The sequence below is a fragment of the Streptomyces sp. Sge12 genome (assembly GCF_002080455.1).
In the GTDB taxonomy this organism is placed as follows: domain Bacteria; phylum Actinomycetota; class Actinomycetes; order Streptomycetales; family Streptomycetaceae; genus Streptomyces.
Window position 1 is genome coordinate 5,925,023 of sequence record NZ_CP020555.1, and the last position, 24,027, is coordinate 5,949,049.

At 70.7% G+C, this 24,027-nt stretch carries 24 protein-coding genes; 14 read left to right on the forward strand and 10 right to left on the reverse strand.

Annotated elements, in window-relative coordinates; genetic code table 11:
• Positions 1-38: 38 nt before the first annotated feature.
• The 5 genes from pgl to tkt all read right to left on the reverse strand — a co-directional run bounded on the left by pgl (position 39) and on the right by tkt (position 6,737).
• Positions 39-821, reverse strand: coding sequence for a 6-phosphogluconolactonase (gene pgl / locus B6R96_RS26565; RefSeq protein WP_081523840.1), 783 nt, complete (start codon positions 819-821; stop codon positions 39-41).
• 124 nt (positions 822-945) lie between these two features.
• The gene (gene opcA, locus B6R96_RS26570; RefSeq protein ID WP_081523841.1) at positions 946-1,968 is read right to left on the reverse strand and encodes a glucose-6-phosphate dehydrogenase assembly protein OpcA; all 1,023 of its coding nucleotides are present in this window, start codon (positions 1,966-1,968) and stop codon (positions 946-948) included.
• Positions 1,965-3,491, reverse strand: coding sequence for a glucose-6-phosphate dehydrogenase (gene zwf, locus B6R96_RS26575; RefSeq protein WP_052874932.1), 1,527 nt, complete (start codon positions 3,489-3,491; stop codon positions 1,965-1,967). The genes opcA and zwf overlap by 4 nt, the downstream gene beginning before the upstream one ends.
• Positions 3,492-3,496: 5 nt before the next feature.
• Positions 3,497-4,615, reverse strand: a complete 1,119-nt coding sequence (gene tal, locus B6R96_RS26580; protein ID WP_053702625.1) for a transaldolase — start codon at positions 4,613-4,615, stop codon at positions 3,497-3,499.
• Positions 4,616-4,649: 34 nt separating this feature from the next.
• Positions 4,650-6,737 carry a transketolase gene (tkt, locus tag B6R96_RS26585; protein WP_081523842.1) on the reverse strand — a complete coding sequence of 696 codons (2,088 nt, stop codon included), beginning with the start codon at positions 6,735-6,737 and terminating at the stop codon, positions 4,650-4,652.
• A 327-nt stretch (positions 6,738-7,064) separates the two neighbouring features.
• Here tkt and B6R96_RS26590 point away from each other — a divergent pair, with 327 nt between their 5' ends.
• From B6R96_RS26590 to B6R96_RS26600, 3 genes are all read left to right on the forward strand, one after another.
• A complete protein-coding gene (locus tag B6R96_RS26590) occupies positions 7,065-8,012 on the forward strand; it encodes a heme o synthase (protein ID WP_078626602.1) in 948 nt (315 codons plus the stop codon).
• Between the two features lie 15 nt (positions 8,013-8,027).
• A complete protein-coding gene (locus B6R96_RS26595) occupies positions 8,028-8,405 on the forward strand; it encodes a hypothetical protein (protein ID WP_037861155.1) in 378 nt (125 codons plus the stop codon).
• 127 nt (positions 8,406-8,532) lie between these two features.
• The gene (locus B6R96_RS26600; protein WP_081523843.1) at positions 8,533-9,624 is read left to right on the forward strand and encodes an amidohydrolase family protein; all 1,092 of its coding nucleotides are present in this window, start codon (positions 8,533-8,535) and stop codon (positions 9,622-9,624) included.
• A gap of 31 nt (positions 9,625-9,655) precedes the next feature.
• Here the strand turns inward: B6R96_RS26600 and B6R96_RS26605 are convergent, their stop codons facing one another.
• The 4 genes from B6R96_RS26605 to B6R96_RS26620 all read right to left on the reverse strand — a co-directional run bounded on the left by B6R96_RS26605 (position 9,656) and on the right by B6R96_RS26620 (position 13,556).
• Positions 9,656-10,615 carry a COX15/CtaA family protein gene (locus tag B6R96_RS26605; protein WP_384508679.1) on the reverse strand — a complete coding sequence of 320 codons (960 nt, stop codon included), beginning with the start codon at positions 10,613-10,615 and terminating at the stop codon, positions 9,656-9,658.
• A 34-nt stretch (positions 10,616-10,649) separates the two neighbouring features.
• Entirely contained in the window at positions 10,650-11,783 is a 1,134-nt protein-coding gene (locus B6R96_RS26610) for a hypothetical protein (RefSeq protein WP_159396372.1), read from the reverse strand.
• Positions 11,784-11,850: 67 nt separating this feature from the next.
• Positions 11,851-12,633, reverse strand: coding sequence for an ABC transporter permease (locus B6R96_RS26615; protein WP_053172047.1), 783 nt, complete (start codon positions 12,631-12,633; stop codon positions 11,851-11,853).
• On the reverse strand, positions 12,630-13,556 hold the full coding sequence (locus tag B6R96_RS26620; RefSeq protein WP_081523846.1) for an ABC transporter ATP-binding protein: 927 nt from the start codon (positions 13,554-13,556) through the stop codon (positions 12,630-12,632). The genes B6R96_RS26615 and B6R96_RS26620 overlap by 4 nt, the downstream gene beginning before the upstream one ends.
• Before the next feature lie 400 nt (positions 13,557-13,956).
• Between B6R96_RS26620 and B6R96_RS26625 the strand changes: the two genes are divergently transcribed.
• From B6R96_RS26625 to B6R96_RS26675, 11 genes are all read left to right on the forward strand, one after another.
• The gene (locus B6R96_RS26625; protein WP_030388910.1) at positions 13,957-14,718 is read left to right on the forward strand and encodes a helix-turn-helix transcriptional regulator; all 762 of its coding nucleotides are present in this window, start codon (positions 13,957-13,959) and stop codon (positions 14,716-14,718) included.
• The gene (gene sufB, locus B6R96_RS26630; RefSeq protein WP_030388909.1) at positions 14,715-16,130 is read left to right on the forward strand and encodes a Fe-S cluster assembly protein SufB; all 1,416 of its coding nucleotides are present in this window, start codon (positions 14,715-14,717) and stop codon (positions 16,128-16,130) included. The genes B6R96_RS26625 and sufB overlap by 4 nt, the downstream gene beginning before the upstream one ends.
• A 75-nt stretch (positions 16,131-16,205) precedes the next feature.
• A complete protein-coding gene (sufD, locus tag B6R96_RS26635; protein WP_053172044.1) occupies positions 16,206-17,384 on the forward strand; it encodes a Fe-S cluster assembly protein SufD in 1,179 nt (392 codons plus the stop codon).
• Positions 17,384-17,701, forward strand: coding sequence for a bifunctional 3-phenylpropionate/cinnamic acid dioxygenase ferredoxin subunit (locus B6R96_RS26640; protein WP_030388907.1), 318 nt, complete (start codon positions 17,384-17,386; stop codon positions 17,699-17,701). Before sufD ends, B6R96_RS26640 begins: the two co-directional genes overlap by 1 nt.
• A 7-nt stretch (positions 17,702-17,708) precedes the next feature.
• Positions 17,709-18,473 carry a Fe-S cluster assembly ATPase SufC gene (gene sufC, locus B6R96_RS26645; RefSeq protein WP_030388906.1) on the forward strand — a complete coding sequence of 255 codons (765 nt, stop codon included), beginning with the start codon at positions 17,709-17,711 and terminating at the stop codon, positions 18,471-18,473.
• Positions 18,470-19,726 carry a cysteine desulfurase gene (locus tag B6R96_RS26650; RefSeq protein ID WP_030009137.1) on the forward strand — a complete coding sequence of 419 codons (1,257 nt, stop codon included), beginning with the start codon at positions 18,470-18,472 and terminating at the stop codon, positions 19,724-19,726. Before sufC ends, B6R96_RS26650 begins: the two co-directional genes overlap by 4 nt.
• Before the next feature lie 22 nt (positions 19,727-19,748).
• Entirely contained in the window at positions 19,749-20,210 is a 462-nt protein-coding gene (sufU, locus tag B6R96_RS26655) for a Fe-S cluster assembly sulfur transfer protein SufU (protein WP_030388905.1), read from the forward strand.
• Positions 20,207-20,551 (forward strand): metal-sulfur cluster assembly factor, encoded by a 345-nt coding sequence (locus tag B6R96_RS26660; protein ID WP_030388904.1) that lies wholly within the window; start codon positions 20,207-20,209, stop codon positions 20,549-20,551. Before sufU ends, B6R96_RS26660 begins: the two co-directional genes overlap by 4 nt.
• Before the next feature lie 171 nt (positions 20,552-20,722).
• The gene (locus B6R96_RS26665; protein ID WP_443069967.1) at positions 20,723-22,093 is read left to right on the forward strand and encodes a hypothetical protein; all 1,371 of its coding nucleotides are present in this window, start codon (positions 20,723-20,725) and stop codon (positions 22,091-22,093) included.
• Between the two features lie 50 nt (positions 22,094-22,143).
• Complete coding sequence (locus tag B6R96_RS26670) at positions 22,144-22,464, forward strand: DMT family transporter (protein ID WP_030388901.1); 321 nt, start codon at positions 22,144-22,146, stop codon at positions 22,462-22,464.
• The gene (locus B6R96_RS26675) at positions 22,464-23,015 is read left to right on the forward strand and encodes a TetR/AcrR family transcriptional regulator (RefSeq protein WP_030388900.1); all 552 of its coding nucleotides are present in this window, start codon (positions 22,464-22,466) and stop codon (positions 23,013-23,015) included. The genes B6R96_RS26670 and B6R96_RS26675 overlap by 1 nt, the downstream gene beginning before the upstream one ends.
• On the opposite strand, the gene B6R96_RS26680 is transcribed toward B6R96_RS26675, so the two are convergent.
• Positions 23,006-23,947 (reverse strand): winged helix-turn-helix transcriptional regulator, encoded by a 942-nt coding sequence (locus B6R96_RS26680; protein ID WP_081523847.1) that lies wholly within the window; start codon positions 23,945-23,947, stop codon positions 23,006-23,008. The two genes, B6R96_RS26675 and B6R96_RS26680, sit on opposite strands and share 10 nt — an antisense overlap.
• Positions 23,948-24,027 lie beyond the last annotated feature (80 nt).

Below are 24,027 nucleotides of genomic sequence, written 5' to 3' on the forward strand. Positions count from 1 at the left end.
TTCTGCGTAAGCCGTACGTGGTAAGTCGCAGGCGGTCGTCAGGAGGAGGCCGGCGGGTACATCCCGGTCGGGAGCTTCGCCGCCGCCGCGCGGTCCAGGAGCCACAGCGTGCGGGAGCGGCCGTACGCGGCCGCCGCCGGGGCCTGGATCTGGCCCGCGCCGCCCAGGGCCAGGGAGACCGCCCCGGCCTTGTCCTCGCCCGCGGCCAGCAGCCAGACCTCGCGCGCCGCCCGGATCGCCGGGAGGGTGAGCGAGATCCGGGTGGGCGGGGGCTTCGGGGCGCCGTGGACGCCGACCACCGTGCGCTCGGTCTCGCGGGCCGCCGGGTGCTCCGGGAACAGCGAGGCCACGTGCGTGTCCGGGCCGACGCCCAGCATCAGCACGTCGAAGGGGGGGACCGGTCCGTGGTCCTCGGGGCCGGCCGCCTTGGCGAGCTCGGCCGCGTAGGAGGCTGCCGCGGCGTCCACGTCCGCCCCGTACGGGCCGTCCGAGGCGGGCATCACGTGCACGCGGGCGGGGTCCACGGGGACCGCGTCCAGCAGTGCCTCGCGGGCCTGAGTGTGGTTGCGCTCGGGGTCGTCGGCGGGGACGTACCGCTCGTCGCCCCACCACAGGTCCAGCCGGGCCCAGTCGACGGCGTCCCGCGCCGGGGCGGCGGCCAGCGCGGCCAGCAGGCCGTTGCCGTTGCGTCCGCCGGTGAGGACGACGGACGCGGAGCCGCGGGCCGCCTGCGCGTCCACGATCTTCGTGATGAGCCGGGCCGCGGTGGCCCGGGCCATCAGTTCCTTGTCCCGGTGGACGACGACCTGGGGAGTCGTCATACCCATGTGCTTCCGCCTTGTCGGTAGATCGGGGGTGCGGATGCCGCTGCGCGGAGCCGTGCCCCGCCCCGCCCCGGTTTCGGGAAGGGGCGGGGCCGGCTCCGCGCAGCGGCTACGCCTACGGCTACTTGGCCCGGGCCTTCTTCGTCGGCCTGGCGGCCGACGTGGCGGGGGCCGGGTCCGCCGGGGCTTCGGCGGCGTCGGACGCCGCCGCGGGCGTGGACGTCTCCAGCCGCGCCACGCCGAACTTCAGCGAGGCCTCGTAGGTGTTGTCCGGGTCCAGCCTGCGCAGCTCCTCCGCCAGGAGCTCGGCCGTGTCACGGCGCTTGAGCGCCACCGCACGGTCGGGCTGCCCCGGCATGCACAGCGTGGCCAGCGAGCCGTCCGCCCGGTCCAGGACGATGTCGCCGTCCTTGGTGGACAGCCGTACGGAGGTCAGGCCCGGGCCCGGCGACAGCGTGCGCCGGACGGGGACCTTGAGCCGGTCCGCCAGCCACATGGCCAGCAGTTCGCAGCTCGGGTTCTCGTCCTCGCCCTCGACGGTCGCCGAGGCGACCGTCAGGGCCTGCTGGTCCAGTGCCGCCGCCAGCATGGAGCGCCACGGGGTGATCCGGGTCCACGACAGGTCCGTGTCCCCGGGGGCGTACGCCTCCGCCCGGGCGCCGAGCGCCTCGACCGGGTGCTCGCAGGAGTACGTGTCCGTGATCCGGCGCTGTCCCAGCGCGCCCAGCGGGTCGCCCGCCACGTCTGCAGGAGCCCCTCCCGGCCACCAGACCACCACGGGGGCGTCGGGCAGCAGGAGCGGCAGCACGACCGACTGGGCATGGTCGACCAGTTCGCCGTGCAGGCGCAGAACCACCGTTTCCCCGCTGCCGGCGTCCGCCCCGACGCGGATCTCCGCGTCGAGCCGGGCGTCACGGCGACTGCGGGGGGAGCGGCTGGCCCGCTTGACCACGACGACGATCCGCGAGGGGTGTTCGTGGGACGCGTCGTTCGCCGACTTGAGCGCGTCGTACGCGTTCTCCTCGTCGGTCACGATCACCAGCGTGAGGACCATGCCGATGGCCGGCGTGCCGATGTCCCGGCGTGCCTGCACCATCGCAGCATTGATCTTGCTGGAGTTGGTCTCCGTGAGGTCGATCTTCATGGCCGGCGCCAGCTCCGTCCGTCTCGTGCGAGCATCTCGTCCGCCTCGACCGGCCCCCAGGTGCCCGCAGGGTACTGCGCGGGCTTGCCGTGCTTGTCCCAGTACTCCTCGATCGGGTCGAGGATGTTCCAGGACAGCTCGACCTCCTGGTGACGCGGAAAGAGGTTCGCGTCGCCGAGGAGCACGTCGAGGATGAGCCGCTCGTACGCCTCGGGGCTCGACTCCGTGAAGGACTCGCCGTAGGCGAAGTCCATCGTCACGTCCCGGACCTCCATGGAGGTGCCCGGAACCTTGGAGCCGAAGCGGACCGTCACGCCCTCGTCCGGCTGGACCCGGATGACCAGGGCGTTCTGCCCCAGCTCCTCGGTCGCGCCCGACTCGAAGGGCAGGTACGGGGCCCGCTTGAAGACGACCGCGATCTCGGTCACCCGGCGGCCCAGGCGCTTGCCCGTCCGCAGGTAGAACGGGACGCCCGCCCAGCGGCGGTTGTTGATCTCCAGCCGGACGGCCGCGTAGGTGTCGGTCTTCGACTTGGGGTCGATGCCGTCCTCTTCGAGGTAGCCCTTGACCTTCTCGCCGCCCTGCCAGGCGGCCGCGTACTGGCCGCGCACCGTGTGCTTGCCCAGGTCCTCAGGCAGCTGCACCGCCGTCAGCACCTTGAGCTTCTCGGCCACCAGCGCCTTGGGGTGGAAGGAGCCGGGCTCCTCCATCGCGGTCAGCGCGAGCAGCTGGAGCAGGTGGTTCTGGATGACGTCACGGGCGGCGCCGATACCGTCGTAGTACCCGGCCCGGCCGCCGATGCCGATGTCCTCGGCCATGGTGATCTGCACATGGTCGACGTACGACCGGTTCCAGATCGGCTCGAACATCGTGTTCGCGAAGCGGAGCGCCAGGATGTTCTGGACGGTCTCCTTGCCGAGGTAGTGGTCGATCCGGAAGACCTCGTCACGCGGGAAGACCTCGTGGACGACCTTGTTGAGTTCCTCGGCGCTCTTCAGGTCGTGGCCGAAGGGCTTCTCGATGACGGCGCGCCGCCAGGAGCCCTCCTTCTGCGCCAGCCCGTGGTCCTTGAGCTGCTGGACCACCTTGGGGAAGAACTTGGGCGGGACGGACAGATAGAAGGCGAAGTTGCCGCCCGTGCCCTGTGCCTTGTCCAGCTCCTCGATGGTCGCCTTCAGCGTCTCGAAGGCGGCGTCGTCGTCGAAGTCGCCCGAGACGAAACGGCAGCCCTGCACGAGCTGCTGCCACACTTCCTCGCGGAAGGGCGTCCGGGAGTGCTCCTTGACGGCGTCGTGGACCACCTGCGCGAAGTCCTCGTCCTGCCACTCGCGGCGGGCGAACCCGATCAGCGAGAAGCCCGGCGGGAGCAGGCCCCGGTTGGCAAGGTCGTAGACGGCAGGCATCAGCTTCTTGCGCGACAGGTCACCCGTAACGCCGAAAATGACCAGGCCGGACGGCCCCGCGATGCGCGGGAGCCGCCGGTCCTGTGCGTCACGAAGCGGGTTCGCTCCGTTTACAGACAAGGTGTTCAGGCCTCCGTGGGGGCAAGGCGCTCAAGCTCCGCCTCGGTCGACTTCAGCAGGTCGTTCCAGGACGCCTCGAACTTCTCGACGCCCTCGTCCTCGAGCAGCTGCACCACATCGTCGTACGAGATGCCCAGCTTCGCGACCGCGTCGAGCTCGGCGCGCGCCTGCGCGTAGGAGCCGCGCACCGTGTCGCCGGTGATCTGCCCGTGGTCGGCGGTGGCCTCCAGGGTGGCCTCCGGCATGGTGTTCACCGTGTTCGGGGCGACCAGGTCGTCCACGTACAGGGTGTCCTTGTACGCCGGGTCCTTGACGCCCGTCGAGGCCCACAGCGGACGCTGCTTGTTGGCTCCGACGCGCTCCAGGGCGGCCCAGCGGTCCGAGGAGAAGACCTCCTCGTAGGCCTCGTAGGCCAGACGGGCGTTGGCGAGGGCAGCCTTGCCCTTGAGGGCCTTGGCCTCGTCGGTGCCGACCGCGTCCAGGCGCTTGTCGATCTCCGAGTCCACGCGGGACACGAAGAAGGAGGCGACCGAGTGGATCAGGGAGAGGTCCAGGCCGGCGGCCTTGGCCTTCTCCAGACCCGACAGGTACGCGTCCATGACCTCGCGGTAGCGCTCCAGCGAGAAGATCAGCGTGACGTTGACGCTGATGCCCTTGCCGATGACCTCGGTGATCGCCGGCAGGCCGGCCTTGGTCGCCGGGATCTTGATGAGCGTGTTCGGGCGGTCCACCAGCCAGGCGAGCTGCTTGGCCTCGGCGACGGTCGCCGGGGTGTTGTGCGCCAGGCGCGGGTCGACCTCGATCGACACGCGGCCGTCCTGGCCGTCGGTGCGGTCGAAGACCGGGCGCAGGATGTCGGCGGCGTCCCTGACGTCCGCCGTCGTGATCATGCGCAGGGCCTCTTCCACGGTGACCTTGCGGGTCGCGAGGTCGGTGAGCTGCTGCTCGTAGCCCTCGCCGCCGCTGATGGCCTTCTGGAAGATCGCCGGGTTGGTGGTGACACCGACCACGTGCGACTGGTCGATGAGCTCGGCCAGGTTGCCGGACGTGATGCGCTTGCGGGACAGGTCGTCCAGCCAGATCGCGACGCCTTCGTCGGAGAGGCGCTTGAGTGCGTCTGTCATGGGATTACATCTCCTACTTGGTTGCGTAACGGCGTCAGCGCGCGGCGGCGGCGAGGGATTCCTGAGCGGCGGCCACCACGTTCTCGGGGGTGAAGCCGAACTCGCGGAAGAGCACCTTCGCATCGGCCGAGGCACCGAAGTGCTCCAGCGAGACGATCCGGCCGGCGTCGCCGACGTAGCGGTGCCAGGTCAGGCCGATGCCCGCCTCGACCGCGACGCGCGCCTTCACCGACGGCGTCAGGACGCTGTCCTTGTAGTCCTGGTCCTGCTCCTCGAACCACTCGACGGACGGCATCGAGACGACCCGGGTGGGAACGCCCTGCGCCTGCAGCTGCTCGCGGGCCTCGACGGCCACGTGCACCTCGGAGCCGGTGGCGATGAGGAGGACCTGCGCCGGGCCGCCCTCGGCCTCGAACAGGACGTACCCGCCCTTGGCGGCCGCCTCGTTGCGCTCGTAGGTCGGCACACCCTGGCGGGTCAGCGCGAGGCCGTGCGGGGCACCCTTGCCGAAGACCTTGGTGTGGCGGCGCAGGATCTCGCGCCAGGCGATGGCGGTCTCGTTGGCGTCGGCCGGGCGGACGATGTTCAGGCCCGGGATGGCGCGCAGCGAGGCGAGGTGCTCGACCGGCTGGTGGGTCGGGCCGTCCTCGCCGAGACCGATGGAGTCGTGCGTCCACACGTACGTCACCGGCAGGTGCATCAGCGCGGACAGCCGGACGGCGTTGCGCATGTAGTCGGAGAACACCAGGAAGGTGCCGCCGTAGATGCGGGTGTGGCCGTGCAGGGTGATGCCGTTCATGGCCGCGGCCATGGCGTGCTCGCGGATGCCGAAGTGGATGGTGCGGCCGTACGGGTCGGCCTCCGGCAGCGGGTTGCCCACCGGCAGGAACGAGGAGTCCTTGTCGATGGTGGTGTTGTTGGAGCCGGCCAGGTCGGCCGAGCCGCCCCACAGCTCCGGGATGATCGCGCCGAGCGCGCCGAGGACCTTGCCGGAGGCGGCGCGCGTGGCGACGCCCTTGCCGGGCTCGAAGACGGGGAGCTTGTCCTCCCAGCCCGCGGGCAGCTCGTTGGCGTTGATGCGGTCGAACTCGGCGGCGCGCTCCGGGTTGGCGGTGCGCCAGGCGGAGAACTCCTTCTCCCAGGCGGCCTTGGCCTCGCGGCCGCGGTCGCCCAGCGCGCGGGTGTGCGCGATGACCTCGTCGGCGACCTCGAAGGTCTGCTCCGGGTCGAAGCCGAGCACGCGCTTGGTCGCCGCGACCTCGTCGTCGCCGAGCGCCGAGCCGTGGGCGGCCTCGGTGTTCTGGGCGTGCGGGGCGGGCCAGGCGATGATCGAGCGGGCCGCGATGAAGGACGGGCGGCCGGTCTCGGCCTTGGCGGCCTGGAGGGCCGCGAACAGCGCCTTCGGGTCGAGGTCGCCGTTCTCCTGCTGCTCGACGCGCTGGACGTGCCAGCCGTAGGCCTCGTAGCGCTTGAGGGTGTCCTCGGAGACGGCCGTCTCCGTGTCGCCCTCGATGGAGATGTGGTTGTCGTCCCACAGCAGGACGAGGTTGCCGAGCTTCTGGTGGCCGGCCAGCGCGGACGCCTCGTGGGAGATGCCCTCCTGGAGGCAGCCGTCACCCGCGATCGCGTAGATCATGTGGTCGAACGGGGAGGCGCCCTGGGGGGCCTCCGGGTCGAACAGACCGCGCTCGTAGCGGGAGGCCATGGCCATGCCCACCGCGTTGGCGACGCCCTGGCCGAGGGGGCCGGTGGTGGTCTCGACGCCCGTCGTGTGGCCGTACTCCGGGTGGCCGGGGGTCTTGGAGCCCCAGGTGCGGAAGGCCTTCAGGTCGTCCAGCTCCAGCCCGAACCCACCGAGGTAGAGCTGGGTGTAGAGCGTGAGGGACGAGTGCCCCGCGGAGAGCACGAAGCGGTCGCGGCCCACCCACTCGGGGTCCGCCGGGTCGTGCCGCATCACCTTCTGGAAGAGGGTGTACGCGGCGGGGGCCAGGCTCATCGCCGTACCGGGGTGGCCGTTTCCGACCTTCTGGACCGCGTCAGCGGCCAGGATGCGGGCGGTGTCGACGGCCCGCTGGTCCAGTTCGGTCCACTCGAGCTCTGTGGTGGTCGGCTTGGTGCTCACCGTGGGTCAGGGCTCCTCTCCACATGTATGAATCCCGGTGACGAACGGTGCACCGGCGCGATTCCGAGCCTACCCCCGCAACGGCGTGCAGCTATTCGAGTGCAGGCAGTCCGTCACCGCGCCGCCGACCCCCGTTCACCCGCCCAAGGGTGTCCGGCGCGGCCTGTGCTCCGTATATATGCACGGTCCGATCGGCCCAACACGATGCGACCCCGGCGCAGGGCGACGTAAGTGCAACGTCTACAGTGGCGTGGTACGCGCAAGCCTTAACCGGGCCTTCATGTTGTGAACGGCCCGAGTCGGAGCTTGCTGGATTCTCTCTCAGGGGTGTGCGTGACGGCCGTCGAATCCCGTCCAGCGGGGGTGCTCGGGACGAGCCCCGGTCAGCGGCCGCTCGGGACCCGCGTCATGGCTTTCGTGGCATTGACCAAGCCGCGGATCATCGAACTTCTGCTGATCACCACAGTGCCGGTGATGTTCCTGGCGGAGCAGGGTGTGCCGTCGCTGCGGCTGGTCCTGCTGACCTGCCTCGGCGGCTACTTGTCCGCGGGCGGCGCCAACGCGCTGAACATGTACATCGACCGCGACATCGACGCGCTGATGGACCGGACCTCGCAGCGCCCGCTGGTGACCGGCATGGTCAGCCCGCGGGAGTGCCTGGCCTTCGGCCTCACCCTCGCGGTCGTATCCACCCTCTTCTTCGGCCTGCTCGTCAACTGGCTGTCGGCGGCGCTGTCGCTCGGTGCGCTCCTCTTCTACGTCGTGATCTACACGATGCTGCTGAAGCGGCGCACCGCGCAGAACATCGTCTGGGGCGGCATCGCAGGCTGCATGCCGGTGCTCATCGGCTGGTCGGCCGTCACCAACGAGGTCTCCTGGGCCGCCGTCATCCTCTTCCTCGTCATCTTCTTCTGGACGCCGCCGCACTACTGGCCGCTGTCGATGAAGGTCAAGGACGACTACGCGCGGGCCGGCGTGCCGATGCTCCCGGTCGTCGCGGGCAACCGGGCCGTCGCGCGCCAGATCGTCCTCTACAGCTGGGTGATGGTGGCGGTCTCGCTGCTGCTGACCCCGCTGGGGTACACCGGCTGGTTCTACACCGCGGTCGCGCTGGCGGCGGGCGGCTGGTGGCTGTGGGAGGCGCACGCACTCCACGCCCGCGCCAAGGCGGGTGTCGTGGGCGCGAAGCTCAAGGAGATGCGGCTGTTCCACTGGTCGATCACCTATGTGTCGCTGCTGTTCGTGGCGGTGGCCGTGGATCCCTTCCTCCGCTGATTACTCACCGGTAGCATGCCTTCCATGGGAGACACCGAAGACACCGCAGCCGCCCCTGCCGCCGCAGGCGCCGCGGAGAAGAAGCAGGACCGCAGGGCCGCGAAGCTGGCCAAGCAGATCGGCGCGTTCGCCAAGCAGCACGGCGGCGCCGAGGGCCAGCTCGCCCACATCGGCCAGGCCGGCACCCGGATCGTGCTCGTGGGTACGGACGGCGGCTGGGGCGACCTGGTGGCCCCCACCTTCGCGGTGGCGCAACTGGCCGCGGAGAAGGCCGGGCTGACCCTTCACGACGAGTTCGACGGGGAGTTCGCCGCGCGCGTGCGCACGGGCCCGTACGAGTGGTCGCGGATGGCCGGCATCCAGATCGGCGGCCCCGAGAACCCCGCGGCCTGAGCCCCGGACCGCCCCCGGGCGACCCGGGAGTGCAGTCTCGGTCAACAGCCCGAGCAACACCTCACACCCCGCTCACCCGTTAGGACGTGTGGAAGCCCCTTCCTCACGTCCGCAACGGGATGCCCGGATGATCGAAACGCCGCCCCTGGTGGACCAGTACTGCCACGGAGTACTCCGTACGGAGCTGGGCCTGGGCACCTTCGAGGCCCAGCTGATGCGCTCGGCCGGCCCGCCCGCCGCGGGCACCACCTTCTTCGACACGCAGACCGGCTTCGCAGTACGCCGCTGGTGCCCGCCGCTGCTGGGGCTGGAGCCGCACGCCACCCCCGCCCGCTATCTGGCGCGGCGGCGCGAGCTGGGCGCGGCCGAGACCGCCCGGCGGCTGCTGAGGGGATCCGGGGTCGCCGCCTACCTGGTCGACACCGGGGCGGCCGGGGACCTCACTGGGCCCAAGGAGCTGGCGCTCGCCGGGGACGCCGAGGCCTTCGAGACCGTCCGGCTGGAGTTACTGGCCGAGCAGGTCGCCGACACCTCCGGAACGGTGGGCGCCTTCCTCGCCAATCTCGCCGAGGCCGTCCACCACGCCGCCGCCGGAGCCGCTGCCTTCACCTGCGCCACGGCCTTCACCTGCGCGGACGCCCCCGCTCTCGTGCCCGAGCCGCCCGGTCCCGGGGAGGTGCGGGGGGCGGCCGGGCGGTGGCTCGCCGGGCGGCCGCGGGGCGGGGCCGTACGGGACCCCGTACTCCTGGCCCACCTGCTGTGGAGCGCGGTGGCCGCGGGGCTGCCGCTCCAGCTGCACACGGGAGCGGCCGACACCACTGCGCTGACCGGGTTCGTACGGGCCACCGCGGGCCTGGGGACGCGGCTGGTGCTGCTCGGCGGATACCCGGACCACCGGCGTACGGCGCAGCTGGCGGCGGACTTCCCGCACGTCTACGCGGATGCGGGCGCGGCCCTCGGGCGGACCGGGGCGCGGGCCGCGGCGGTCCTGGCGGAGCTGCTGGAGCTCGCGCCGTTCGGGAAGGTGCTGTTCTCCAGCGGCGGCCGGGACCTGCCCGAGCTGCACGCGGTGGGCGCCCTGCTGTTCCGCGAGGCGCTGGGCCGGGTGCTGGGCGGATGGGCCGCCGAGGGTTCCTGGTCCTGGCGGGACGCGGAACGGGTGGCCGCCATGGTCGCGGCGGGCAATGCCCGCCGCGTCTACCGTCTGGACGGGCCGTGACGGGCCGCGCCGCGCCCCGGAGGCCGGCGGATCAGACGGCGGAGAGCTGCGGGTCGCCCCGGTAGGGGACCTCCGCCTGCTCGGCCGGCCGCTCGCGCAGCCCGAGTGCGACCCGGAGCACGGCGATCCACACCAGGCAGGAGCCCAGCATGTGGGCGGCGACCAGGGCCTCGGGGACCTGGGTGGCGTACTGCACGTAGCCGATGGCGCCCTGGGCGAGCAGGACGACCAGCAGGTCGCGGGCGCGCGCCCGGGTGTCGGCCGGGGCGTCCACGATGCGCAGGACCAGCCACATCGCGATGGCTAGCGCGCACACCACCCAGGCGGCGACGGCGTGCACGTGCGCGGTGGTGTCCCAGTCGAAGGGCATCCGCCTGATCTCGCTGCTGTCACCGGCGTGCGGACCGGAGCCGGTCACCACGGTGCCCGCCGCGATCAGGACGAGGGTGGTCGCGAGCAGCGCCCACGACAGCTTGCGCACCGGTCCGGGCACGCGCGGCCGGGGAGCGCCGTCGCCCTCGCGGGTGCGCTGCCAGGTGACCGTGGTCACGGTGATCAGCGCGGTGGCGAGCAGGAAGTGTCCGGCCACGCTGTAGGGGTTGAGCCCGGTCAGGACGGTGATGCCGCCCAGCACGGCGTTCGCCATCACGATGAAGAACTGCACCCAGCCGAGCTTCGTCAGGGAGTGCCGCCAGGGCTCGGCCGAGCGGGCGGCGATGATCACCCAGCCGACGGCCGCGCTGAGCACGTAGGTCAGCATGCGGTTGCCGAACTCGATGGCGCCGTGGAAGCCCTGCTCCTGCGTCACGATCAGGCTGTCGTCGGTGCACTTGGGCCAGGTGTCGCAGCCGAGGCCTGATCCGGTCAGCCGTACCGCGCCGCCGGTGACGACGATGACCACGCTCATGACGAGCGCGGCGAGTGCGGCCCGCTGGACGGTCCGGGGTGACGGGGTCCAGCGGCTGGCGATGTGGGCGAGGGGGTTCAACACGCCCCATATCGTAGGCGACCCCTTGTGCAAAGTTTCACGAGGGGGTGCCCGTGGTGGGGTCGGGGCCGGCGACCAGGCGGTACTTCGCCCCCGCGGGCTCGCCCTCCTCGTGCCACCAGAGCAGGACGCGCCAAGGGACGCCGTCGCCCGGGTAGTCCGGCGAGCCGACGAACCCGCGGTGCAGTTCGCCCGCTACGTCCTCGGCCGTCCGATTCCTTACTTCTGTGGCGCTGTGCCAGGGATGTTCAAGTACGTTCCACAGGCCGTCGGGTCCGCGCACCTCGAAGCGCCACACCGCGAGCCAGGGCGTGACCTCCAGCATCGTGCGCACCTGCTCGGCGTCGAGACCCAGGCCGGCCGCGATCGCGGGCTCGGGCACCCCCTGGATGCGGGCGGCCACCACGGCCCGGGGCAGCAGGCGTTCGGGCAGCAGCCCCTGCGCCCGCAGACCGGCCAGGGAGTCGAAGCCCAGGAAGCGCAGGCGCAGTTCCAGCTGGCGGCCGATGTGGTCGAGGGCCTCCTCGGCCTCCCCGGCCTCCTCCGCTCCCGGGCCCGCGCGCAGCAGCTGCCGGAAGTCGGCCTCGGCGGCCACCGCCCAGGCCACGGCCTCCTCGGTGAGGCCCAGCTCGGCGAGGCGGTCCCCGAGGAACACCTTGGCCTGGGCCAGGCCGCGCCGGTTGACCGGATCCTGCTGGTCCAGTCCCGCCCACACCTCCACCGCGGTCCGGGTCAGGTCGCGGGCGCGTTCACCGGCCGCCCGCTCCATGGCGCTCGGCCCCTCCCCGGCGGCCGGCCCCAGCGGGTGCTTCGGCAGCCGGGCCCCGTCGCTCAGCGGCCAGGCCAGCCAGACCCCGTGGTTGATCAGCCCTCGGGCGTACCAGCGGGCGAACTCGGGAGACTGCCCGGCCGCGCGTTCGGAGCTGCGCAGCCCCTCCTCGATCGTGGCGAGGGCGCCGGCGCGGTCGCCCGCGGCGAAGTGCAGGGCGGCCCGGTCGGCGAGGCGCAGCCCGAGCAGCGCGGTGCACTGAGGGTCGTCGTCGAAGGGGCGCAGGGCGCCGATCAGCTCGTCGAGGAGCCGGTCGCGCTCCCCGGGTTCCGCGTGCTGCGCCCCCGACCGCACCCGCGCCCATTGATCGTCCAGCCGTAGAACGGCTTCCCGCTGCACCATGTCCGCCCCCCGGCTTCATGTGTGAGGGACCCATCCTCGCGGCATCACCCCCGCGGGGGGAGGGATTTCATTCCCAGCGGAAGAGCCGCGCCGCGGCGCCCAGACCGAGTACGGCCCAGCCCGCCAGTACGGCCGCGTCGCCCCACGGGAGCGCGGCTCCGTGCTGGAGGACCTCGCGCAGCCCGTCGGACAGGGCCGAGATGGGCAGCAGCCCCAGCACGGACCGCACGGCGTCCGGGAATTTGTCCAGCGGCACGATCACCCCGCCGCCGACCAGCAGCAGCAGGAAGACCAGATTGGCGGCGGCCAGGGTCACCTCGGCCTTGAGGGTGCCCGCCATCAGCAGCCCGAGCCCGGAGAAGGCGGCGGTGCCCAGCAGGATCAGTACGGCGACCGACAGCGGGTCGCCCTGCGGGGACCAGCCCAGCGCGAGGGCGATCACCGTCAGCAGGGCGATCTGCAGCACCTCGGTGACCAGCACCGACAGGGTCTTGGCGGCCATCAGGGCCCAGCGCGGCAGGGGGGAGGCCCCGAGCCGCTTGAGGACCCCGTAGCGACGGTCGAAGCCGGTGGCGATGGCCTGGCCGGTGAAGGCGGTGGACATCACGGCGAGCGCCAGGATCCCGGGCGCGAGGAAGTCCACGGACTTCCCGCTGCCGCCCTCCCCAACGGGCACGGAGACGATGTCCACGGTGGAGAACAGGGTCAGCAGCAGCGCCGGGATGATCACGGTCAGCAGCAGCTGCTCCCCGTTGCGCAGCAGCATCCGGGTCTCCAGAGCCGTCTGCGCGAGGATCATGCGGGACACGGGCGCGGCCCCCGGGCGGGGGGTGAACGTACCGGCGCTCATGCGCGCAGCTCCTTGCCTGTCAGTTCGAGGAAGACGTCCTCGAGGGTGTGCCGCTCGACCGTGAGGCTGCTCGGCATCACACCGTGCTGCGCGCACCAGGAGGCGACGGTGGCCAGCAGCTGGGGGTGGACGTCGCCGGTGACCCGGTAGACGCCCGGGGTGAGCTCGGCGGCCTCGGTGCCGTCGGGCAGCGCCTTCAGTAGCGAGGCGAGGTCGAGGGAGGGGCGGCCGGTGAAGCGCAGGGTGTTCTCGGCGCCGCCCCGGCACAGCTGCTCGGGGCTCCCGTGGACGATGACCCGGCCCGCGTCCACGATGGCGACCTCGTCCGAGAGCTGCTCGGCCTCGTCCATGTGGTGGGTGGTGAGGACGACGGTGACCCCGTCGGCGCGCAGCTCCCGTACGAGGTCCCAGGTCGCGCGGCGGGCCTGCGGGTCCAGGCCGGCGGTGGGCTCGTCCAGGAAGACCAGCTCGGGGCGGCCCACGACGGCCATGGCCAGGGCGAGGCGCTGCTGCTGGCCGCCGGAGAGCCGGCGGTAGGGGGTGCGGCCGCAGCCGCCGAGCCCGAGGCGTTCCACCAGGGTGTCGACGTCGAGCGGGTTCGCGTACAGCTTGGCCATGTGCCGCAGCATCTCGACGGCGCGGGCTCCGGAGTAGACGCCGCCGGACTGCAGCATCACGCCGATCCGCGGGCGCAGGGCCTCGGCCCGGGCGACCGGGTCGAGGCCGAGGATACGGACGGTGCCGGCGTCGGGGCGGTGGTAGCCCTCGCAGGTCTCCACCGTGGTCGTCTTGCCCGCGCCGTTGGGACCGAGGACGGCGGTGACGGAGCCGCTCCGGACGGTGAGGTCCAGGCCGTCCACCGCGGTCTTGGTGCCGTACCGCTTCACCAGTCCGCGGATCTCCACGGCGGGGTCGTTGCTCATGAGGGGTGAGTCTACGGAGCCCCGGGAGGGGTCCCGGGTCCCGGGGTCGGGGCCCTTCCGCTCCCCTTCCCCTCCGCTTCCTCTCCTCTTCCTCCGGGTCGGATTCGAACGAGGTCCTGCGAATACGGTTCTTTTTCAGTCTCCCGGCCCAGAGCGCAGCGACATCTTTCAGTGATCTTTTCCGAAATCGTCGGGGCGCCCTGCCGATCTGCCTCGAGGCCGCGGGATCGCTGGTGGGAGCGGTGCGCAGGGCCTTCCGGAAGGTGCGGGGGCATTGCGGAATGCTGCCCTCCAAATAACTCTGCGTCGATAAATAAGGTAACCCTTAGTGATGGAGGCCACCAGGGGTGACCCCCATCACGGCTTGTCCCTGCTCGGTTAATTACGCAACAATGGCGTTGTGAAATACGGCGAACGGCAGATCGACACCCCTCAGGGGGAGCTCGGCACCGGGGAGCGGTCAACCCGCAACCGGGTGGCGCGCTCGATCCTGGACCACGGTCCGTCCACCGTCGCCGACCTCGCCCAGCGCCTCGGCCTCACCCAGGCCGCAGTCCGCCGCCACCTCGACACGCTCGTCACCGACGACGTGGTCGAAGCCCGCGAGCAGCGGGTCTACGGCGCGCGCACCAGGGGTCGGCCCGCCAAGGTCTTCGCGCTCACCGACTGCGGCCGCGACGCCTTCGACCAGTCCTACGACACGCTCGCCGCGGACGCCCTGCGCTGGATCGCGCAGTCGGTCGGCGGCGGTGAGCAGGGCGAGGTGGCCGTCGCCGCCTTCGCCCGGGCGCGGATGGAAACGCAGGCGAAGGCCTACCGGGAGGCCGTCGAGGCCGCCGCTCCGCAGGAGCGCACGGAGGCCCTTGCCAGGGCGTTGACCGCGGACGGGTACGCTGCTACGGCGAAGAGCGCTCCCGGTCCGCACAGCGGTGAACAGCTCTGCCAGCACCACTGCCCGGTCGCGCACGTCGCCGAGCAGTTCCCGCAGCTGTGCGAGGCGGAGACCGAGGTCTTCTCCCGCCTGCTCGGGACCCATGTGCAGCGCCTCGCCACGATCGCCCACGGCGACGGGGTGTGCACGACGTTCATTCCGCGTAGCGCGAGCACCACACAGACCGACACATCAGTATCTGCAAGTACGGCCGGGAGGAACCCCGCATGACCACGGAGATCGCTCACCCTGAGCTCGATGGCCTGGGCACCTACGAATACGGCTGGGCCGACTCCGACGCGGCCGGTGCCGCTGCCAAGCGGGGTCTGTCCGAAGATGTCGTCCGCGACATCTCGGCGAAGAAGTCCGAGCCGGAGTGGATGCTCAACCTCCGCCTCAAGGGCCTGAAGCTGTTCGACAAGAAGCCCATGCCGAACTGGGGTTCCGACCTCTCGGGCATCGACTTCGACAACATCAAGTACTTCGTGCGTTCCACCGAGAAGCAGGCCGCTTCGTGGGAGGACCTGCCCGAGGACATCAAGAACACGTACGACAAGCTCGGCATCCCGGAGGCGGAGAAGCAGCGCCTCGTCGCCGGTGTCGCTGCCCAGTACGAGTCCGAAGTCGTCTACCACCAGATCCGTGAGGACCTGGAGGAGCAGGGCGTCATCTTCCTCGACACGGACACCGCGCTCAAGGAGCACCCTGAGCTCTTCCAGGAGTACTTCGGCACGGTCATCCCGGTCGGCGACAACAAGTTCGCGTCGCTGAACACCGCGGTGTGGTCCGGCGGCTCCTTCATCTACGTCCCCAAGGGCGTGAAGGTCGACATCCCGCTCCAGGCCTACTTCCGTATCAACACGGAGAACATGGGCCAGTTCGAGCGGACGCTGATCATCGTCGACGAGGACGCCTACGTCCACTACGTCGAGGGCTGCACCGCCCCGATCTACTCGTCGGACTCGCTGCACAGCGCCGTCGTCGAGATCATCGTCAAGAAGGGCGGCCGCTGCCGCTACACGACGATCCAGAACTGGTCGAACAACGTCTACAACCTGGTCACCAAGCGCGCCGTGGCGTACGAGGGCGCGACCATGGAGTGGATCGACGGCAACATCGGTTCCAAGGTCACCATGAAGTACCCGGCCGTCTACCTGATGGGCGAGCACGCCAAGGGCGAGACCCTGTCCATCGCCTTCGCGGGCGAGGGCCAGCACCAGGACGCCGGCTCCAAGATGGTGCACATGGCGCCGCACACCTCCTCGAACATCGTCTCCAAGTCGGTGGCCCGAGGCGGCGGCCGGACCTCCTACCGAGGCCTGGTCGAGATCGGCGAGGGCGCACACGGCGCGAAGTCCAACGTGCTCTGCGACGCGCTCCTGGTCGACACCATCTCGCGCTCGGACACGTACCCCTACGTGGACGTGCGCGAGGACGACGTCTCCATGGGCCATGAGGCCACGGTCTCCAAGGTCTCCGACGACCAGCTCTTCTACCTGATGAGCCGCGGTCTGACGGAGTTCGAGGCGATGGCCATGATCGTGCGCGGCTTCGTCGAGCCCATCGCGCGCGAGCTGCCCATGGAGTACGCCCTCGAGCTGAACCGGCTGATCGAGCTGCAGATGGAGGGTTCGGTCGGCTAGTTCCGGCCGCCCGAGTCCCGCAGACATCCTTTGACGTAGACGTGTGTTTTAAAGAGAGCGAGCACGAAGACAGCCATGGCTGAGGCTCAGAACATTCCGGCGGGTTCGACCACCGCCGGCGCGATCGCGGTGGCCGCCGAGTCCACTGTCGCCACCCGGATGAGTGCGCCCCCGTCCTTCGACGTGGCGGACTTCCCGGTTCCGAACGGCCGCGAGGAGGAGTGGCGGTTCACCCCGCTCGCCCGCCTCAAGGGCCTGCACGACGGCACCGCGGTCGCCAACGGCAGCATGAAGGCCCAGATCGACGCGCCCGAGGGCGTCACGGTCGAGTCGGTGGAGCGCGGGGACGCGCGCATCGGCAAGGCCGGCACCCCGGTGGACCGGATCGCCGCCCAGGCGTTCTCCTCCTTCGCCAAGGCCACGGTCGTCACCGTGCCCAAGGAGACGGTCCTCACCGAGCCGGTGCGCCTGGCGCTGCACGGCGAGGGCGGCACGACCTTCGGTCACACCGTCTTCGACGTCCAGGCCTTCGCCGAGGCCGTCATCGTCATCGACCACACCGGTGACGGCGTGCGCGCCGCCAACGTCGACTTCCTCGTCGGCGACGGCGCCAAGCTCACCGTCGTGTCCGTGCAGGACTGGGACGACACCGCCGTCCACTGCTCCCAGCACAACACGCTGGTCGGCCGCGACGCGACCTTCAAGTCGATCGTGATCACCTTCGGCGGCGACCTCGTCCGCATCCACCCGCGCGTGAGCTACGCCGGCCCGGGCGGCGAGGCCGAGCTGTTCGGCCTGTACTTCACCGACGCCGGCCAGCACCAGGAGCACCGCCTCCTCGTCGACCACGTCGCCCCGCACTGCAAGTCGAACGTGGTCTACAAGGGCGCGCTCCAGGGCCAGGACGCCCACGCCGTCTGGATCGGTGACGTGCTCATCGAGAAGACCGCCGAGGGCACCGACACCTACGAGATGAACCGCAACCTCGTCCTCACGGACGGCGCCCGGGTCGACTCGGTGCCGAACCTGGAGATCGAGACCGGCGAGATCGTCGGCGCCGGCCACGCCTCCGCGACCGGCCGCTTCGACGACGAGCAGCTCTTCTACCTGCAGGCCCGTGGCATCCCGGCCGACGAGGCCCGCCGCCTGGTCGTCCGCGGCTTCTTCGCGGAGCTCGTGCAGCAGATCGGTGTCGACGACATCGAGGAGCGCCTGCTCACCAAGATCGAGACCGAGCTCCAGGGTTCCGTCTGATGAATTACGTCAAGGCCTGTGCGCTCAGCGAGCTGGAGGAGGACACCCCGAAGCGGGTGGAACTCGACGGCACGCCGGTGTCCATCGTCTCCACCGAGGGGGAGGTGTTCGCGATCAACGACATCTGCTCGCACGCGAACGTCTCGCTCTCGGAGGGCGAGGTCGAAGACTGCATGATCGAGTGCTGGCTGCACGGGTCGGCCTTCGACCTGCGCACCGGCAAGCCCTCGGGTCTGCCCGCGACGCGCCCCGTACCCGTATACCCCGTAAAGATCGAAGGGGACGACGTGCTCGTCTCCCTCACCCAGGAGTCCTGAGGTATCCATGGCAACGCTTGAAATCCACGACCTGCACGTCTCCGTCGAGGCCGAGAACGGCGCCCGCGAGATCCTCAAGGGCGTCGACCTCACCGTCAAGCAGGGTGAGACGCACGCCATCATGGGTCCGAACGGCTCCGGCAAGTCCACCCTGGCGTACTCGCTCGCCGGTCACCCGAAGTACACCATCACCGGTGGCACCGTGACCCTCGACGGCGAGGACGTCCTGGAGATGTCCGTCGACGAGCGCGCCCGCGCCGGCCTCTTCCTCGCGATGCAGTACCCGGTCGAGGTCCCCGGTGTCTCGGTCTCCAACTTCCTGCGTACGTCGGCCACCGCCATCCGCGGCGAGGCGCCGAAGCTGCGTACCTGGGTGAAGGAGGTCAAGTCCGCGATGGAGCAGCTCCAGATGGACCCGGCCTTCGCCGAGCGCAACGTCAACGAGGGCTTCTCCGGCGGTGAGAAGAAGCGCCACGAGATCCTGCAGCTGGAGCTCCTGAAGCCGAAGATCGCGATCCTCGACGAGACCGACTCCGGCCTGGACGTCGACGCGCTGCGCATCGTCTCCGAGGGCGTCAACCGCGTCCGCGAGACCGGCGAGGTCGGCACCCTGCTGATCACCCACTACACGCGCATCCTGCGCTACATCAAGCCCGACTTCGTGCACGTGTTCGCGAACGGTCGTATCGCCGAGTCCGGTGGCGCCGAGCTCGCCGACCAGCTGGAGGCCGAGGGCTACGACAAGTACGTGAAGGGTGGCGCGACCGCGTGACACAGCTGCCTGGCCTCCTCGACATCGAGGCGATCCGCAAGGACTTCCCCCTGCTGGATCGTGTGGTCCACGACGGGAAGAAGATCGTTTACCTGGACAACGCGGCGACCTCCCAGAAGCCGCGCCAGGTGCTCGACGCGCTGAACGAGTACTACGAGCAGCACAACGCCAACGTCCACCGTGGCGTGCACGTGCTCGCCGAGGAGGCCACGGCGCTGTACGAGGGCGCCCGCGACAAGGTCGCCGCCTTCATCAACGCGCCGAGCCGCGACGAGGTGATCTTCACCAAGAACGCCTCGGAGTCGCTCAACCTGGTCGCGAACATGCTCGGCTGGGCGGACGAGCCCTACCGGGTCGACCGCGAGACCGAGATCGCCATCACGGAGATGGAGCACCACTCCAACATCGTGCCGTGGCAGCTGCTCTCGCAGCGCACCGGCGCCAAGCTGAAGTGGTTCGGCCTCACCGACGACGGCCGGCTCGACCTGTCCAACATCGAAGAGGTCATCACGGAGAAGACGAAGATCGTCTCCTTCACGCTGGTCTCCAACATCATGGGCACGGTCAACCCGGTCGAGGCGATCGTCCGGCGCGCCCAGGACGTCGGCGCCCTCGTGCTGATCGACGCCTCCCAGGCCGCCCCGCACATGCCGCTGGACGTGCAGGCGCTCGGCGCCGACTTCGTGGCCTTCACCGGTCACAAGATGTGCGGTCCGACCGGCATCGGCGTCCTGTGGGGCCGCCAGGAGCTCCTGGAGGACCTGCCCCCGTTCCTCGGTGGCGGCGAGATGATCGAGACCGTGTCGATGCACGCCTCGACCTACGCCCCGGCACCCCACAAGTTCGAGGCGGGTACGCCCCCGATCGCCCAGGCCGTCGGCCTCGGCGCGGCCGTGGACTACCTGACCGCGATCGGCATGGACAAGATCGCCGCGCACGAGCACGCGATCACGGAGTACGCGATCAAGCGCCTCGCCGAGGTGCCCGACCTGCGGATCATCGGCCCCACCACGGCCGAGGACCGCGGGGCCGCGATCTCCTTCGTCCTGGGTGACATCCACCCGCACGACGTCGGCCAGGTGCTCGACGAGCAGGGCATCGCGGTCCGCGTGGGACACCACTGCGCGCGCCCCGTCTGCCTGCGCTACGGAATTCCTGCGACGACGCGAGCGTCGTTCTACCTGTACTCCTCTCCGGCCGAGGTCGACGCGCTGATCGACGGGCTGGAGCACGTACGGAACTTCTTCGGCTGACGGACGAGGCGACGAGGACGCAGTGAAGCTGGATTCGATGTACCAGGAACTGATCCTGGACCACTACAAGCACCCGCACGGGCGTGGCCTGCGCGACGGCGACGCCGAGGTGCACCACGTCAATCCGACGTGCGGTGACGAGATCACGCTGCGCGTGAAGTACGACGGCGAGACGTTGACCGACGTCTCCTACGAGGGCCAGGGCTGCTCGATCAGCCAGGCCAGCGCGTCCGTACTGAACGAGCTGCTCGTGGGCAAGGAACTGGCCGAGGCACAGAAGATCCAGGGAGTCTTCCTGGAGATGATGCAGTCCAAGGGCAAGATCGAGCCCGACGAGGCCATGGAGGAGGTGCTGGAGGACGCGGTCGCGTTCGTCGGCGTCTCCAAGTACCCGGCTCGTGTGAAGTGTGCTCTGCTGAGCTGGATGGCGTGGAAGGACGCGACGGCCCAGGCTCTGGGCAGCGCGGAGAGGAAGACGGCATGACCGAGAACGCGACGCCCGAGGCGTCGATCAAGCCGGCCACCGAGGAAGAGGTCCGCGAGGCCCTCTACGACGTGGTCGACCCCGAGCTGGGCATCGACGTCGTCAACCTGGGCCTGATCTACGGCATCCACATCGACGACGCCAACATCGCCACCCTCGACATGACGCTGACGTCGGCGGCCTGCCCGCTGACGGACGTCATCGAGGACCAGGCGAAGTCGGCGACGGACGGCATCGTGAACGAGCTCCGGATCAACTGGGTCTGGATGCCGCCGTGGGGCCCGGACAAGATCACCGACGACGGCCGCGAGCAGCTGCGCGCACTCGGCTTCAACGTCTGATCACCCCCGCTCGCACAACAGGGCCCCCGGCACACTCGTGCCGGGGGCCCTCGCGGTTTTCCGGAAGGCTGTTTTCCGGGTGGATGGGTGGTGTGCACCGGGAGTTGGCCGCCGTGGCCGAATCTTCTCGACGGCCGTCACGACGTGGCGCCGTGGACGAGAGGACCTTCCGTGACCGTTCGTTTTGCCGCCGGCACCGCCGGTGTTGCCGCCCTGCTGGTTGCCGCGCTGACCGTGCCCGCCCAGGCCGTGACGTACGGGACGCCGACGATCGCGCTGTCCGCCTCCTACCTCTCCGGGGCCGTCGGGGCGGTCGGGGACCCCGTCGTGAACGTCACCGTGGGCCAGAGCGGGGCCGATGCCTCCGCGCTCACCGTCAGCGCGTCCGCGTCGAGCAGGGCCTCGGTCGCCGGGACCGGGGACGTGAGCGTCACCGGCGCCGGGGCGGTGCGGCAGCTGGCCGTCGCCGCGCGCGGCCGCGGCTACACCAACCTCACCGTCAAGGTGACCGGGCTCGGCGGCAAGACCGCCACCAAGACGCTGTACTACGCGGCTTCGGCGGCCGTGCAGAACCCGGCCGACGCGCGCTACCTCACCGGTTCCGCGGATGCCTCGGCCGCCGTGGACGTGGGCGGCGGCTTCGCGGTGGTGGCCGACGACGAGTCGAACGTGCTGCGCCTGTACGACCGTTCCCGCTCGGGCGCGCCGGTGAAGACCTGGGACTTCAGTGCGCAGCTCGGTGTCAGCAAGGAGGTGGACATCGAGGGGGCGACGCGGATCGGCAACACGATCTACTGGACGGGCTCGCTCGGCAACAACAAGGACGGCGAGTACAAGGCGCCCCGGAACACGGTCTTCACCACCACCGTGAGCGGCTCCGGCTCGGGCACGCAGCTGGCGTACGGGCGCTCGTACAAGAAGCTCCGTGACGACCTGGTGGCCTGGGACGTCGCGAACGGGAACCGGTACGGCTTCGCGGCCGGGACGGCGGCGGGCGAGGCGCCGAAGCAGATCGACGGCTTCAACGTGGAGGGGCTGGAATTCGCCCCGGGCTCGACCACCACCGCCTACCTGGGCTTCCGGGCGCCGCTGGCGCCGGTCGTGCCGGGCGGCAAGGCCCTGGTCGTGCCGGTCACCAACTTCGACCAGGTCCTGGCGAGCGGGGCCAGGGCCACCTTCGGCGCCGGCATCGAGCTGGACCTCGGCGGGCTCTCCGTCCGGGACCTCCGCAAGAACGCCGCCGGGCAGTACCTGATCCTGGCCGGCTCCTGGGCCGCGGACGACAACTCCGACCCGTACGCGCTGTACCAGTGGGACGGCGTCCCCGGCCACGCGCCGGTCAAGCGCGCGGACCTGCCGACCACCGACCCCGGCGGCTGGGAGGCCATCGTGGAGGTGCCGGACCTGTCGGTCGCGGGCGCCCGGGTGCAGCTGATCACCGACAGCGGGTCCGCGGACCTGTACGGGGACGGCGCCGAGGCCAAGGACCTGACGCACGCCGAGTGGAAGAAGGCCCGGGCGGCCTGGTTCACGCTGGGCTGATGCCCTGTCGTTGTGTACGGTCGTACGCATCGATGTGTACAGTTGTACGCATGCCCTACGTCATGCTTGCCGCGGCCATCGCCGCCGAGGTCGCCGGAACCACCGCGATGAAGTACAGCGACGGCTTCACGAAACTGTGGCCGTCGCTGGGCACCCTGCTCGGCTACGTCATCGCCTTCACCCTGCTCGCGCAGACGCTGAAGTCGATGTCGGTCGGCACGGCGTACGCCATATGGGCGGGCGTCGGCACCGCCGCGATCGCCGCGATCGGCATGGTGTTCCTGGGGGAGGCGGCCACCGCCGCCAAGATCGCCGGGATCGCCCTGGTGATAGCAGGAGTGGTCCTGCTGAATCTCGGCGGGGCCCACTGATGCCCTCCGGCGCGCGGCGCTACGACCCGGACCGGCGCCAGCGGATCATCGACGCGGCGATCAGGGTGGTGGGCGACCGGGGCATCGCGGGGCTGAGCCACCGCAGCGTCGCGGCGGAGGCCGACGTACCGCTCGGGTCGACGACCTACCACTTCAAGACGCTGGACGACCTGCTGGTCGCCGCGCTGCACCAGGCCAACGAGGGCTTCGCGCAGGCGGTGGCCGGCTCGGCCGCGCTGGCCGACCCGGACGCGGACCTCGCCGCGGCCCTGGCCCGCCTGCTCGGGAAGCTCCTGGCGGCGGACCGGGGCCGGGTGGAGCTGGAGTACGAGCTCTACCTCGCGGCCCTGCGCCGCCCGGCGCTGCGGCCGGTGGCGGCGCAGTGGTGCGAGGCGTCCGCGGCGGCGCTGACTCCGCGGACCGACCCGGTGACGGCGCGGGCCCTGGTGGCGGCGATGGACGGGATCGGCCTCCAGGTCCTGCTGACGGACACCGCCTACGACGAGGCGTACGCCCGCGAGGTGCTGCGGCGGATCCTGCGTCAGGACTGAGCCGGATCCGCGGCGGCCGAGGCTCCCGTGTCCGCGGCGGCTCCTGTGTCCGCCGTGCCCGCGGCCGTGCGGACGGCGGCGAGAGCGGCCTGCACGCTCGCCTCGATGTCCTGGATCGGGTAGATCACCTCGCGGACCGTGCGGTCGCGGTCGATCACCAGCGTCAGCCGCTTGAGCCGGCTCGTGCCCGCCGTGCGGAACGTCGGCAGGCGCAGCGCGGCCGTCAGCGCCAGGTCCGCGTCCGACAGCAGCGGGAACCGCAGCCGCTCATGCTCCGCGAACTCCCGCTGCTCGTCGGGGCGCTGGGCCGACACCCCGTGCACGGTCGCCCCTGCCGCGGTGAACTCCGCGAGCTGGTCGCGGTACGTGCACGACTCGAACGTACAGCCCTTGGCGCCCGGGATCCCGGCCCAGCCGGGCGGGTAGGACTCGGCGCGCGCGTACGCGCCCGGGAAGCAGTACAGGACCGTGAACGGGGTGTCCGCCACCGGGTCGCTCAGTCCGCCGAAACGGTCCGGCAGGACCAGCGGCGGCACCCGCGTACCCCGCAGCGCGTGCACCCGTTCCGCCTCGCGCGAGGCCTCGCCCGTCGTCGCCGTCATCTCTCCCTCTCCCAGGACCCAGGTGTCTCCCCAGTCCTGGAGGGCCACCAGGACGGGCAGCAGCCCCCGCCCGCGCGGGGTCAGCCGGTATGCGTGCCGCACCGGGCGCTCCTGGTACGGCTCGCGCGTCAGCACCCCGGCCTCGACGAGCAGCTTGAGCCGCTCCGCCAGCACCTTGCGGGACATCCCCAGCTCGCGCTGGAACTCGTCGAAGCGGTGCAAGCCGCGCGCGGCGTCGCGCACGATCAGCAGCGTCCACCAGTCACCCACCACATCGAGGGCCTGGGCGATGGCGCAGTCCGCGTCGCCGAGGTGTGTGCGCTGGGCCATGGGAGCTCCTTTGTCCGTTGACCCGAGGTTGTCATGCTGACATAGTCAGTTCCCAAAAGGAACTAACTCGGGGGCGGGGC

What these genes read in the sequence shown, in the direction of transcription:
- pgl (WP_081523840.1), bottom strand. Translation starts at nt 821, where the DNA reads ATGACGACTCCCCAGGTCGTCGTCCACCGGGACAAGGAACTGATGGCC.
- opcA (WP_081523841.1), bottom strand. Translation starts at nt 1,968, where the DNA reads ATGAAGATCGACCTCACGGAGACCAACTCCAGCAAGATCAATGCTGCG.
- tal (WP_053702625.1), bottom strand. Translation starts at nt 4,615, where the DNA reads ATGACAGACGCACTCAAGCGCCTCTCCGACGAAGGCGTCGCGATCTGG.
- B6R96_RS26595 (WP_037861155.1), top strand. Translation starts at nt 8,028, where the DNA reads ATGCCTTCCATGGGAGACACCGAAGACACCGCAGCCGCCCCTGCCGCC.
- B6R96_RS26600 (WP_081523843.1), top strand. Translation starts at nt 8,533, where the DNA reads ATGATCGAAACGCCGCCCCTGGTGGACCAGTACTGCCACGGAGTACTC.
- B6R96_RS26610 (WP_159396372.1), bottom strand. Translation starts at nt 11,783, where the DNA reads ATGGTGCAGCGGGAAGCCGTTCTACGGCTGGACGATCAATGGGCGCGG.
- B6R96_RS26615 (WP_053172047.1), bottom strand. Translation starts at nt 12,633, where the DNA reads ATGAGCGCCGGTACGTTCACCCCCCGCCCGGGGGCCGCGCCCGTGTCC.
- B6R96_RS26620 (WP_081523846.1), bottom strand. Translation starts at nt 13,556, where the DNA reads ATGAGCAACGACCCCGCCGTGGAGATCCGCGGACTGGTGAAGCGGTAC.
- sufB (WP_030388909.1), top strand. Translation starts at nt 14,715, where the DNA reads ATGACCACGGAGATCGCTCACCCTGAGCTCGATGGCCTGGGCACCTAC.
- sufD (WP_053172044.1), top strand. Translation starts at nt 16,206, where the DNA reads ATGGCTGAGGCTCAGAACATTCCGGCGGGTTCGACCACCGCCGGCGCG.
- B6R96_RS26640 (WP_030388907.1), top strand. Translation starts at nt 17,384, where the DNA reads ATGAATTACGTCAAGGCCTGTGCGCTCAGCGAGCTGGAGGAGGACACC.
- sufC (WP_030388906.1), top strand. Translation starts at nt 17,709, where the DNA reads ATGGCAACGCTTGAAATCCACGACCTGCACGTCTCCGTCGAGGCCGAG.
- B6R96_RS26660 (WP_030388904.1), top strand. Translation starts at nt 20,207, where the DNA reads ATGACCGAGAACGCGACGCCCGAGGCGTCGATCAAGCCGGCCACCGAG.
- B6R96_RS26670 (WP_030388901.1), top strand. Translation starts at nt 22,144, where the DNA reads ATGCCCTACGTCATGCTTGCCGCGGCCATCGCCGCCGAGGTCGCCGGA.
- B6R96_RS26675 (WP_030388900.1), top strand. Translation starts at nt 22,464, where the DNA reads ATGCCCTCCGGCGCGCGGCGCTACGACCCGGACCGGCGCCAGCGGATC.
- B6R96_RS26680 (WP_081523847.1), bottom strand. Translation starts at nt 23,947, where the DNA reads ATGGCCCAGCGCACACACCTCGGCGACGCGGACTGCGCCATCGCCCAG.